The sequence below is a fragment of the Microbacterium arborescens genome (assembly GCF_030369635.1).
GTDB lineage: Bacteria > Actinomycetota > Actinomycetes > Actinomycetales > Microbacteriaceae > Microbacterium.
Map to the genome: position 1 here is coordinate 669,937 of NZ_CP128474.1, position 12,403 is coordinate 682,339.

General features: G+C 69.6%; 10 protein-coding genes. 4 read left to right on the forward strand and 6 right to left on the reverse strand.

Annotated features, from left to right (window positions below):
* Positions 1–188: 188 nt before the first annotated feature.
* From QUC20_RS03055 to QUC20_RS03065, 3 genes are read left to right on the forward strand one after another with little or no spacing between them, the layout of a single operon-like run.
* Positions 189–2,093, forward strand: coding sequence for a beta-glucoside-specific PTS transporter subunit IIABC (locus tag QUC20_RS03055; RefSeq protein WP_289330918.1), 1,905 nt, complete (start codon positions 189–191; stop codon positions 2,091–2,093).
* On the forward strand, positions 2,080–3,531 hold the full coding sequence (locus QUC20_RS03060) for a family 1 glycosylhydrolase (protein ID WP_120263427.1): 1,452 nt from the start codon (positions 2,080–2,082) through the stop codon (positions 3,529–3,531). Before QUC20_RS03055 ends, QUC20_RS03060 begins: the two co-directional genes overlap by 14 nt.
* A 44-nt stretch (positions 3,532–3,575) precedes the next feature.
* Complete coding sequence (locus tag QUC20_RS03065) at positions 3,576–4,403, forward strand: PRD domain-containing protein (protein WP_120263426.1); 828 nt, start codon at positions 3,576–3,578, stop codon at positions 4,401–4,403.
* Between the two features lie 7 nt (positions 4,404–4,410).
* Here the strand turns inward: QUC20_RS03065 and QUC20_RS03070 are convergent, their stop codons facing one another.
* Genes QUC20_RS03070 through QUC20_RS03095 form a run of 6 tightly spaced genes read right to left on the reverse strand, consistent with a single transcriptional unit; the run spans position 4,411 to position 10,918 of the window.
* Positions 4,411–5,214, reverse strand: coding sequence for an HpcH/HpaI aldolase family protein (locus tag QUC20_RS03070; RefSeq protein WP_120263425.1), 804 nt, complete (start codon positions 5,212–5,214; stop codon positions 4,411–4,413).
* The gene (locus QUC20_RS03075; RefSeq protein ID WP_120263424.1) at positions 5,199–5,984 is read right to left on the reverse strand and encodes a 2-keto-4-pentenoate hydratase; all 786 of its coding nucleotides are present in this window, start codon (positions 5,982–5,984) and stop codon (positions 5,199–5,201) included. The genes QUC20_RS03070 and QUC20_RS03075 overlap by 16 nt, the downstream gene beginning before the upstream one ends.
* A gap of 27 nt (positions 5,985–6,011) precedes the next feature.
* Positions 6,012–7,172, reverse strand: coding sequence for a 3,4-dihydroxyphenylacetate 2,3-dioxygenase (gene hpaD, locus QUC20_RS03080; RefSeq protein WP_120263423.1), 1,161 nt, complete (start codon positions 7,170–7,172; stop codon positions 6,012–6,014).
* A gap of 52 nt (positions 7,173–7,224) precedes the next feature.
* Positions 7,225–8,736 carry a 5-carboxymethyl-2-hydroxymuconate semialdehyde dehydrogenase gene (gene hpaE / locus QUC20_RS03085; protein WP_289330919.1) on the reverse strand — a complete coding sequence of 504 codons (1,512 nt, stop codon included), beginning with the start codon at positions 8,734–8,736 and terminating at the stop codon, positions 7,225–7,227.
* A gap of 26 nt (positions 8,737–8,762) precedes the next feature.
* Entirely contained in the window at positions 8,763–9,461 is a 699-nt protein-coding gene (locus QUC20_RS03090; RefSeq protein WP_289330920.1) for a GntR family transcriptional regulator, read from the reverse strand.
* Positions 9,458–10,918: a fumarylacetoacetate hydrolase family protein gene (locus QUC20_RS03095; RefSeq protein WP_289330921.1), complete on the reverse strand. Its 1,461-nt coding sequence runs from the start codon at positions 10,916–10,918 to the stop codon at positions 9,458–9,460. The genes QUC20_RS03090 and QUC20_RS03095 overlap by 4 nt, the downstream gene beginning before the upstream one ends.
* 75 nt (positions 10,919–10,993) lie before the next feature.
* On the opposite strand from QUC20_RS03095, the gene QUC20_RS03100 reads away from it, so the two are divergent.
* Complete coding sequence (locus tag QUC20_RS03100) at positions 10,994–12,394, forward strand: MFS transporter (RefSeq protein WP_289330922.1); 1,401 nt, start codon at positions 10,994–10,996, stop codon at positions 12,392–12,394.
* The last annotated feature ends 9 nt before the right edge of the window (positions 12,395–12,403 follow it).

Genomic DNA, 12,403 nt, shown 5'->3' on the forward strand with positions numbered 1-12,403 from the left:
CCGCGTCCGTTTGCACCCCGCCGCCGAACGTGCGACGATCATCTCGGACATGTGACTGGTCATGCAGGCAGGATCCGAACGTACGTGCATCGCACGACGCTCGGGTCCTTTTTTTATTGCCTCCGACCGGGTCCGGAGCGGAGCCGCTCCGGCGGCACGGTCCGGGATTCCACAGGAGGAAAACGAAGATGACCACCACGAAGGATGCCGCGGGCGCGATCCTCGAGCATGTCGGCGGACCCGAGAACATCGCCGCGCTGCAGCATTGCTCGACGCGGCTCCGGTTCAATCTCGTCGACGATGCCCGCGCCGACGAGGCGGCCCTGAAAGCGGTGCCCGGCGTCATCGGCGTCGTGCGCGGCCCCCAGACGCAGATCATCGTCGGGTCGAAGGTGAGCGACTACTTCGCCGAGATCGAGCGACTGCGCGGCGGCCGCGCGGCCGGTCGTGCGGCGGGGCAGACCCGGCAGAAGCTGACGTGGAAGCGCGCGGGCTCGGCGATCATGGACTTCGTCGTGGCCGTCTTCACCCCGATCATCCCCGCGATCGCCGGCGCGGGCATCTTCAAGTCGTTCTTGATCCTCGCCTCCGCGCTCGGGTGGATGCAGACGACCGATCCCAGCTATCAGGTACTCTCGGCGATCCCCGACGCGGTGTTCTTCTTCCTGCCGCTGCTGGTGACCTACACCGCCGCGAAGAAGCTCGGCGTCAATATCCCCCTCGCCCTCGGCATCGTCGGTCTGCTGGTGTTCCCGGCCTTCTCCGGGCTGCTGACCCAGGAGGGTGGCGTCGCGCTGTTCGGCCTGCCGATCCCGGCGATCGCCTACAACGCCCAGGTGTTCCCGCCGATCCTCGCTGTGCTGCTGCTGTGGCCCGTCGAGAAGCTGGCGACGAAGATCACGCCCGGGCCCATCCGCACCTTCTTCGTGCCGCTCCTGTGCTTCATCGTGGTCTCCCCGATCATGATCTTCGCCCTGGGGCCGCTCGGCTACGGACTCGGGTCGCTGCTGACCGGCGGAATGCTCTGGCTGTACGGCACTCTCGGCTGGGTCGCCATCGCACTGCTCGCCGTCGTGCTGCCCTTCATCATCTCGGTCGGGATGCACAAGGCCTTCATCCCGCCCACGATCGCGACCGTCGCGCAGCAGGGACGTGACCCCTTCTACCTCGTGGCCTCACTCGCCCACAACATCGCCGAGTCGGGCTCGAGCCTGGCCGTCGCGATCCGCACCCGCAACAAGACGCTGCGCGGCACGGCCATCTCGTCGGGCATCTCCGCGTTCTTCGGCATCACCGAGCCCGCGCTCTACGGCGTGACGCTGCAGAACCGCCGAGCACTGTTCGCGGTGATCGCCGGGTCGCTGACCGGCGGCGTCTACCTCGGCATCGCTGCTGTCGGAGCCTTCGCCCTCGTCAGCCCCGGAGCGGCGAGCATCTCGATGTTCATCGACGTGCTGAACCCGTGGAACCTCATCCACGCCGTCATCGGGGCCCTCGTCGCCTTCGCGACCGCCTTCGTCGTCGCGCTCGTCATCTGGAAGGACTCCGACTCGGGCACGATCCGCGCGCTCGAGGCTCAGGCCGGCAGCGCGGGCGACATCGCGGCCGAACCGGTCGCCGACGGCAGGCTCGTCGCCCCCGTCGCCGGCGAGGTCGTCCCGCTCGACCGCGTCGACGATCCGGTGTTCGGTGGCGGCATCCTCGGCGACGGCGTCGCGATCCGTCCCAGCGCCGGCTCGGTGTACGCGCCGCTGTCGGGGGTGGTCTCGAGCCTGCTGCCCTCGAAGCACGCCTTCGGCATCACCGGCGACGACGGCGTCGAGGTCCTCGTCCACGTCGGGCTCGACACCGTCAAGCTCGACGGTGCCCCCTTCGTCGCCCACGTCGCGCAGGGCGATCGCGTCGAGCGTGGTCAGCTCGTCCTCGAGGCCGACCTCGAGGCGATCCATCTCGCCGGGTTCGACACGATCACCCCGGTCGTCGTCCTCAACGGCGACGCGTTCGACGTGGTCGAGGCTCTCACCGGCCCCGTCGAGGCGGGCACCGGCATCTTCACCGCACGCACCAAGGAGGCCGCTCGTGGCACTGTCTGAATCGTTCCTGTGGGGCGGCGCGCTCGCCGCCAACCAAGCCGAGGGCGCGTGGCGCGCGGGCGGCCGCGGGCCGGCCGTCTCGGACATCGCGAAGTACCGCCCGAACGTCGATCCTCGCGAGTACGCGATCCATCACGCGCACACAGTCGAGAGCATCACGGCGGCGATGGCCGATGACGACGAGACCTACTACCCCAAGCGCCGCGGGATCGACTTCTACCACCGGTACCCCGAAGACCTCGCGCTGTTCGCCGAGATGGGCTTCACGGTGCTGCGCGTGTCGATCGCCTGGACGCGGCTGTACCCGACGGGTGAGGAGACCGAGCCGAACGAGGCGGGCATCGCCTTCTACGAGGGGCTGTTCACCGAGATGCGGCGGCTGGGCATCGAGCCGCTCGTCACGCTCTCGCACTACGACCCGCCGCTCGCTCTCGCCCTGAAGAACAACTGCTGGGTCGATCGCAGCACGATCGCCCTGTTCGAGCGTTTCGCGCGCACGTGCTTCGAACGCTTCGGGCATCTCGTGAAGCTGTGGCTGTCGTTCAACGAGATCGACGGCATCGTGCGGCACCCGCTCACCTCGGGCGGCATCATCGAGGAGACCGTCGAGGGCAGCGTCCTGCAGGCCTGCTACACGGCCCTCCACCACCAGTTCGTGGCCTCGGCCTCGGTGACCCGGATGCTGCACGAGATGTGGCCGGAGTCGCAGATGGGGTGCATGCTGACGATGCTGAAGACCTACCCGCTGACGTGCCACCCCGACGACATCGCCGCGACGCAGGCGAAGGACCGGCTGCTCTATCTGTGCACGGACGTCCAGGCCGGCGGTGCCTACCCCCGGCTCGCCCTGAACGCGCTCGCGCGACAGGGCGTCGAGATCCCGTTCGCCCCGGGGGATGCCGAGTTGCTGCGCGAGCACCCGGTCGACTTCATCTCGCTGTCGTACTACATGACCCTCGCCGAGTCGGTCGACCCGAATGCCGAGCGGACGCCGGGCAACACGGTGCTCGGGGTCAAGAACCCCTACCTCGAGTCCAGCGAATGGGGGTGGCAGATCGACCCGGTCGGACTGCGGATCTCGCTCATCGATCTGTACGACCGCTACGGCAAGCCGCTGTTCATCGTCGAGAACGGACTCGGTATGCGCGACGAGCTGACCGCAGACGGACGCATCCACGACCCGTACCGCATCGACTACTTCCGCGCGCACTTCCGCGAGATGATCCGGGCGGTCGATGAGGGCGTCGAGCTGATGGGGTACACCAGCTGGGCACCGATCGACATCATCAGCGCGTCGTCGTCGCAGATCTCCAAGCGATACGGTTTCATTCACGTCGACCTCGACGACCTCGGCCAGGGCAGCGGTGAGCGTCGACGCAAGGATTCGTTCTGGTGGTACCAGCGGGTGATCGCCACGAACGGTGCAGATCTCGGGTGACCCCACTGCTCCACGAGCGTGAGGCCGGGTCGATGAGGACGGGCATGCAGATCATCAAGAAGGTGCTCAACTCGAGCGTCGTGCTCGTCGACGACGAGCGCGGCGTCGAGCGGGTGCTGCTGGGCAAGGGCATCGGCTTCGGTGCCAAGCCCGGCGACGTCGTCGACGAGGGCGCGACCGACCGGGTGTTCGTCGCGCTCGACGACGCGGATCAGCGCAACCTCGTCGAACTGCTCGCGCAGATCCCGGGTGAGTTCGTCGAGCTCACCCGGGAGATCGTGCGAGACGCGGTGGCGTCGGGTCTCGACCTCGACCCGCACATCTACCTCACGCTCACCGACCACCTCCACTTCGCCGTCGAACGGCACCGCCGCGGTCTCGTCGTGGTGAACCGGCTCGCCTGGGAACTGCGCACCGTCTACCCCGACGAGTACGCCGTCGGATCGCGGGGCGTCGACCTGCTCCGGGAGCGCATGCGCGTGGCGGTGCCCGACGAGGAGGCGGCGAACATCGCGTTCCACCTCGCCAACGCGGCCAACGGGCGGGCCGGTGCCGACACGATGCATGTCGTGCGGCTCATCTCGGCGGCGACCACGATCGTGTCGAACTCCACGGGGATCGCCTTCGGCGACGACCTGCATTCGTCGCGCTTCCTCGTGCACCTGCAATTCTTCGCCGAGCGGGTGTTCTCGGGTCGCATGCTCGAGAGCGACGACGGTTTCCTCTTCGAGAGCATGAGCCGGCGGCATCCGAGAGCGACGGCGACGGCCGAGCGCGTACGCGCGCTCGTGCGGACTCAGCACGACATCGAGATCTCCGACGAGGAAGTGGCCTACCTCGCCCTGCACGTCGCGCGGGCGGTGCCGGGCTGATCGCGCGTCAGTACCCGGCGCGAGCGGTGCGGTCGGCCTCGGGAACCCAGGCCGTGGCGAGCGCTTCCGAGCCGCGGGCCAGCAGCGCCACGTCCGCGCCGACGAGCAGGAAGTCCGCCCCGGCCTCGGCGTAGTCGCGGGCGAGCGCGGGGTCGAAGGCGTTGACGCCCACCGGTGTGCCCGACGCTCGGGCCTGGGTGAAGACCCGTCGGACGGCGGCGACGACGTCGGGATGGGTCTGCTGTCCGAGCAGTCCCATCGAGGCGGCGAGATCGCTCGGGCCGACGAAGACGCCGTCCACTCCGTCGACGGCAGCGATGGCCGCGGCGGCCTCGACCCCCGCGGCGGTTTCGATCTGCACGACGAGCGACACGTGCTGCTCGGCCTCGGCCAGGTAGTCGTCGACGCGGTTCCAGCGGGCCGAACGGGCGAGGGCGGAACCCACACCGCGGATGCCGCGCGGCGGATAGTGCACCGCGCGCACGATCGCCTCTGCTTCGGCGGCCGACGACACCATCGGCACGAGGAGGTTCTGCGCGCCGAGGTCGAGCACCTGCTTGATGATGACCGGGTCGGCGGTCGGGACGCGGACGAGGGTGGTGACCGGCGCCGCGGCAGCGGCGTGCAGCTGCGCGAGGACGGACTCGAGTCCGTTGGGGGAATGCTCCATGTCGATGAGCAGCCAGTCGAGTCCCGCGCCGGCGCAGATCTCGGCGATCAGCGGCGACCCCGAGCACACCCACATGCCCGCGAGCGGGCGATCCGCGCGGGCGAGCGCGTCGCGGAAGGTCGGCTTCAGACGAAACGGCATGCGATCTCTCCCATCGGGCCATAGTCGCAGCGGACCTCGTCGCCGCGCGACACCCACATCGGCCGGGTGAACGATCCGGCGAGGATCAGCTCGCCAGCCTCCAGGCGTGCACCGTGCTGCGAGACCTTGTTGGCGAGCCACGCGACTCCCGTCGCGGGGTGTCCGAGCACGCCCGCCGCCACGCCGGTCTCCTCGATCTCGCCGTTGCGCGAGAGCAGCGCGGGCACCCACCGCAGGTCGATCTCGTCGGGGCGCCGCCGCTCGGCGCCGAGCACCATCGCGCCATAGGCGGCGTTGTCGGCGATCGTGTCGACGATCGTGCGGCCCTCGAGCTCGATGTGCGAGTTCAGGATCTCGAGGGCCGGGACGGCGTAGTCGATCGCATCGAGTGCGTCGTCGAGTGTGCAGTCGGGTCCCGCGAGCGGGCGGGCGAGCGCGAAGGCGAGCTCGACTTCGACGCGCACGTTCGAGAACCTCTCGGTCGCTATCTCGACGCCGGAGTCGAAGACGGTGTCGTCGAACATGACGCCGTAGTCGGGCTCGGTGATGCCGGTCGCCTGCTGCATCGCTCTCGAGGTCAGGCCGATCTTGCGTCCGACCAGGCGTCTGCCTGAAGCGATCATCCGATCGCGCCAGACGCCCTGGATCGCGTACGAGTCCTCGATCGTGGCGCCGGGATAGCGCGCCGTGATGCGCGGGATGACGCCGTGCGTGCGATCGGCTTCGGCCAGTTCGTCCGCGATGGCGGTGACGATGTCGGGGGAGAGCATGGGCGTCCTCTCAGAGCTGGTAGGAGATCAGAGCTGGTGGCCGAGCTTGTACTCGCCCTGCTTGTCCTCGGGCAGCCCGTCGTCGCCGGGCCGGGTGTACGAGAACCCGTCCGCCCCGATCGTCACGGCCATCTCGGAGTCGTCGGTGCGGGCGCGAAGCGGCTGGGGCTTCCCGTCGAGGTCGAGGACGAGGGAGGCCTCGGTGTACCAGGACGGCACGACGGGGTTGCCCCACCAGTCGCGGCGCTGGTTGTCGTGGACGTCCCATGTGATGACGGGATTGTCGGGGTCGCCCGTGTAATAGTCCTGCGTGTAGATCTCGACGCGGTGCCCGTCGGGGTCGCGCAGGTAGAGGTAGAACGCGTTCGAGACGCCGTGACGGCCCGGACCGCGCTCGATGGCGTCCGACCGGCGGAGTGCGCCGAGCTTGTCGCAGATCGCGAGGATGTTGTGCTTCTCGTGGGTCGCGAAAGCCACGTGGTGCATGCGGGGCCCGTCGCCGCCGGTCATCGCGGTGTCGTGGACGGTGGGCTTCCGCCGCATCCACGCCGCATACACGGTGCCCGCGTCGTCTTGGATGTCCTCGGTCACCCGGAACCCGAGCGACTGCATGAACTGCACGGCACGCGGGACGTCGGGCGTCACCTGGTTGAAGTGATCCAGACGAACGAGCTCGCCCGGTGTGTGCAGGTCGTAGCGCCAGGAGAGGCGCTCGACGTGCTCGGTCTGGAAGAAGAACTCGTACGGGAAGCCGAGGGGGTCCTCGACGCGCACCGCGTCGCCGATACCCCGGACGAAGCCGTCCGGCCGCCGTTCGACCCGGCAGCCGAGCTCGGTGTAGAACGCGACGGCGCGGTCGAGGTCTTCGGCTGATCGCACCCGGTACGAGAACGCTGCGACGGCGGCCACCGGCCCCTGACGCAGGATGAGGTTGTGGTGGATGAACTCCTCGGTCGAGCGGAGGTAGATCGCCGCGTCGTCCTCCTCGGTGACGTACAGGCCGAGTACGTCGACGTAGAACTCGCGTGAGGCGGCGAGGTCGGTGACGACGAGCTCCATGTAGGCGCAGCGGAGGATGTCGGGCGCCGGTGCGGCCGGCGTGGGGATCGGGTCGTCGCAGGCGATCGGCGCCTCCGGGCTGACGAAGTATCCCGACGATGTGCGGGTCATCTGTTCGCGGTGGGTCATGACAGCGTCCTTGCTCTCGATGCGGGTGCGGCCGGCGGTTCCGGGCGGCGGCTCAGCTTCTGCCGAAGGTCGGGTTGTGGACCGCGCCGAGGGTGATGTGCACCGCCTGCTGGTTCGTGTAGAAGTCGATCGACCGGTAGCCGCCCTCGTGGCCGAGGCCCGACGCCTTGACACCGCCGAACGGGGTGCGGAGGTCGCGCACGTTGTTGGAGTTGAGCCACACCATCCCCGCCTCCACGGCCTGCGAGAAGGTGTGCGCCCGCTTCAGGTCGTTGGTCCACACGTAGGCGGCCAGCCCGTACTTCGTGTCGTTGGCGAGGGCGAGGGCCTCCGCGTCCGTGTCGAACGGGGTGATCGCGACGACCGGGCCGAAGATCTCCTCCTGGAAGATCCGCGCGGTGGAAGCCACGTCGGCGAACACCGTCGGGGCGACGAACGTGCCGCTCTCGAACCCCTCGGGGCGGCCGCCGCCGGCGACGAGACGGCCCTCGCTCTTTCCGAGCTCGACATACGACATGACCTTGGCGAAGTGCTCGGGGTGCACGAGCGCGCCCACTTCGGTCGCCGGATCATGGGGATAGCCGACTCTGACTCGCTTCGCCTGAGCGGCGTAGCGCTCGACGAACTCGTCGTATACCGAGCGCTCGACCAGGATGCGGCTGCCGGCCGTGCAGCGCTCGCCGTTGAGCGAGAAGACCCCGAAGATCGTGGCGTCGATCGCGGCGTCGAGGTCGGCGTCGGCGAAGACGATCGCCGGACTCTTGCCGCCCAGCTCCATCGACAGGCCCTTCAGGTGCGGGGCCGCGTTGGCGAAGATCAGCTGCCCCGTCGAGCTCTCGCCGGTGAAGGAGATGAGGGGCACGTCGGGGTGCTTCACGAGGGCGTCGCCCGCGTCTTCGCCGAGGCCGTTGACGAGGTTGAACACTCCGGGCGGCAGTCCCGCCTCCTCGAAGATGCCCGCCCACAGCGACGCGGACAGGGGAGTGAACTCGGCGGGCTTCAGAACGACCGTGTTGCCGGTGGCGAGCGCGGGGGCGAGCTTCCACGACTCGAGCATGAACGGCGTGTTCCACGGCGTGATGAGTCCGGCGACGCCGATCGGCTTGCGGTTGACGTAGTTGATCTGACGCCCGGGCACCTTGTAGGTGTCGTCGGCCTGAGCGACGATCAGGTCGGCGAAGAAGCGGAAGTTCTCGGCCGCGCGCCGGGCCTGCCCGAGCGCCTGGGTGATGGGGAGCCCGGAGTCGAACGACTCGAGCTCGGCGAGGCGGGCGTCGCGCGACTCGACGAGGTCGGCGATGCGGTGCAGCACGCGCGAGCGCTCGCGCGGCAGCATCCGCGGCCACGGGCCATCGGCGAATGCGCGCCGGGCTGCTGCGACGGCCGCGTCGACGTCGGCCTTCTTGCCGGCGGCCGCCTGCAGGTACACGCGCCCGGTGACGGGGTCGAGCACGTCGAAGGTGCCGCCGTCGACCGAGTCGACGAGCGACCCGTCGATGTAGTGGCGGATGGCGCCGGGCAGGTCCGCGGGCGTGTGGGGGGCGGTGAGCGTCGTGTCGGTCATCTCGTGCGTCCTTGCAACGGGGGCGGTCAGAAATTGGGCAGGCCGAGCGCCTGATCGGGGTGCTCGTGGGTCATATAGGCGTCGAGAGTCGCGGAGCGGTGGCGTCGTGCGGCGTGCTCGATCTCCGTCAGCGGTGCTCCGCGTTCGATGAGCGCGACGATGTGCTCGTGCTCGCGCACCGACTCCTGCGCGCGGCCCGGAACGAAGCTGAAGGTCGAATCGCGCAGGTGGCCGAGCCGCGCCCACTCGGTCTGCACGAGCTCGAGCATCCGCGGGTTCGCGCACCGCTCGAACAGCACGGCGTGGAACTCCTGGTTCAGTCGGGTGAACGACCGCGGGTCGAAGTGGTCGAGCGATTCGGTCATCAGCTCGTTGATCTCGCGCGCGCGTCGGATGTCGTCGACGTCGAGCGCACGCGCGGCGAGCGCCGTCGCCGCGCCTTCGAGGATCGACAGTGCCTGCATGCTGAACCGGTACTGAGAGTCATCGACCATCGCGACGCGGGCGCCGATGTTGCGCTCGAAGGTCACGAGCCCCTCGGCCTCGAGCTGGCGGATCGCTTCGCGCACCGGTACGACGCTCATGTCGAGCTCGCCGGCGATCGTCCCGAGCACCAGCCGGTATCCGGGGGTGAACTCCTGTTCGGCGATGCGCTCGCGGATCCACTGGTACGCGCGTTGCGACTTGCTCTGCGTCTCGGGCAGGGGCGGCGTCGGCGGTGTCATGCCCCGCGCTCGCCGTCGTACCGGGCGCGCCAGGCCGCGTTCATCGGGAACAATCCGTCGACGGATGCGCCCTCCGCGACGCGCGCGGCGATCCAGGCGTCTTCGTCCTCCTGGGCGAGCGCGGCATCGACGACCTCGGCCACGAGAGCGGGCGGGATGACGATCACGCCGTCCGCGTCGCCCACGATGATGTCGCCGGGCTGGACGGTCGCGCCGCCGCAGGCGATGGTGCCGCCCGCCTCCCACGGGACGTGCCTGCGGCCCAGCACGGCCGGGTGCGGTCCCGCCGTGTAGACCGGGAGTCCGATCTCGGCGACGGCGGCGTAGTCGCGCACGCCGCCGTCGGTCACCACGCCGGCGGCTCCCCGGGTCTGGGCGCGGAGGGCGAGGATGTCGCCGAGCGTGCCCGACCCGGTCTCGCCCCGCGCCTCGATGACGATCACCTCGCCGGGCGAGACCGAGTCGAAGGCCTGCTTCTGCGCGTTGAAGCCACCGCCGTGACGGGCGAAGAGGTCGGCGCGGAAGGGCACGAATCGCAACGTGGCGGCGGTTCCGACGAGCGTGCGGCCCGGGTGCATCGGGTGCACACCGTCGATCGAGACGTCATCGAGACCGCGCTTGCGCAGCTGCTGAGAAAGCGCGGCGACGGGGACGCGCTCGAGCTTGGCGCGGAGGTCCGCGGTGAGAACGGATGCCGGTGCCTCGGGCAGCCCGGCCGCGGCGCGCGACCCCCAGGCCTCTTCGCGCTGGACGTCGTCGACCGCGGGCAGCGACCCGAGCGCGGGGTCGAAGCCGGCATCGGAGCGGGCCGCGACGGTGGTGACGAGTCGCCCGGAGGTGGCACCGGTGTCGAGCGCGTCGACCTCGACCTCGACGACGTCGCAGGGGCCGATGACCGACGAACCGGCGGGCGTGCCGGTCAGGATGACGTCGCCGGTCTCGAGGGTCAGATGCTGGGAGAGGTCGGCGACGATCTGCGCCAGGGGGAACAGCATCCCCGCGCTCGTGTCGTCCTGCACGAGCGTGCCGTTGACCCACGTGCGCACGCGGAGGCGCTCGGGGTCGATGCTGCGCGCATCGATGAGGTCGGGGCCGAGGGGAGTGAAGCCGTCGCGGCTCTTGGACCGCAGGTTCGACCCCTTGTCGGCGGCGCGCAGGTCGTAGACGCCGAGGTCGTTGGCGGCGGTCACTGCGGCGACGTGATCCCACGCCTCGGCGAGGCCGACGCGGTGGGTGTCGCGGCCGATGATCAGCGCGATCTCGCCCTCGAAGGCGAGCAGCTCGGTGCCGGTGGGTCGCTCGACCGTGCCGCCGGTGGTGGCGATCGAGCTCACCGCTTTCAGGAAGTACGAGGGGGCGGCGGGCGTGCGCCCGCGCTGGGTCGCCCGGGATGCGTAGCTCAGGTGGACCGCGATGACCTTGCCCGGTCGACCGGAGCTTCCTCGCTCTTGTCTCATATTCGAAATCGTATATGATCATCGCCAGCAGAACAACGCTGCAGACAACGACGTCGACACCTCGGGAGCACGAAGATGAGCACCCCCACATCCACACCCGGCCCGGCCGCGCGAAGCGGCTTCACCCCCACCGGGACGATCGCCACCACCGCCGACCGGCGCCGCGTGGTGTTCGCCACCGTCGTGGGGACCACCGTCGAGTGGTACGACTTCTTCATCTACGCCACGGCGGTCGGGCTGGTGTTCGGCCAGCTCTTCTTCGCGCCGCTGGGCGCCAACAGCGCGCTGATCGGTTTCGCCACCGTCGGCGTGAGCTTCCTGTTCCGCCCCCTCGGAGCTTTTCTCGCGGGGCACCTCGGCGACCGGCTCGGGCGCAAGCTCGTGCTGATGTGGACACTCATCCTGATGGGCGTAGCGACCGCTCTCATCGGCCTGCTGCCGACGTACGAGACGATCGGTCTCGCCGCTCCCGTCATCCTCGTGCTGCTGCGCATCGTCCAGGGCATCTCGGCGGGCGGCGAATGGGGCGGCGCGGTGCTCATGGCCGTCGAGCACGCCCCCAAGACGCGCCGCGGTGCGTTCGGGGCGTCGCCGCAGATCGGCGTGCCGCTCGGGCTGCTCCTCGCATCGGGAGTCATGGCGCTCATGGCCATGATCGCTCCGGGAGACGCGTTCCTCGCATGGGGCTGGCGGGTGCCGTTCCTCCTGAGCGTGGTGCTCATCCTCGTCGGCTGGTACGTGCGTCGCCGCGTCGAGGAGAGCCCCGTGTTCACCGAGCTCGCCGAGCGCCGCGAGAAGGCGCAGATGCCGATCGTGCAGCTGTTCCGCAAGCACGCCGCGCTCGTGATCATCGCCGCGTTCGTCTTCGCGGGCAACAACGCCGTCGGCTACATGACCACCGGCGGATACATCCAGAACTACGCCACGAACCCCGACGGCCCCCTCGCCTTCGACCGCGAGCCGGTGCTGTGGGCGGTGGCCGGCTCGGCGGTCACCTGGCTCATCACGACGCTCATCGCCGGGTTCCTCTCCGACCGGATCGGGCGCCGGACCACCTACATCGCCGGCTGGATCCTCCAGCTCGCGGGCGTGTTCGCCCTCTTCCCGCTCGTGAACACCGGGAGCATCGGTCTCCTCTTCGCCGGGCTGGCGATCCTGACGATCGGCTTGGGCCTGACGTACGGCCCGCAGGCCGCGCTGTACGCCGAGCTCTTCCCGGCATCCATCCGGTTCTCGGGGGTCTCGATCTCATACGCCATCGGCGCCATTCTCGGCGGCGCGTTCGCGCCGACCATCGCCACGGCGCTCGTGCAGGCGACGGGCTCGACGATGTCGGTGACGTGGTACCTGGCCGGGATGACGGTCCTCGGGCTCGTCGCGACGCTGCTCCTGCGCGATCGCAGCGGCATCCCGCTCGACCCCGACCACGAGGCCGAGCAGTCGGTCAGCCCGATCGTCGGCATCGGTCGACGCTGAGCGCGGCGG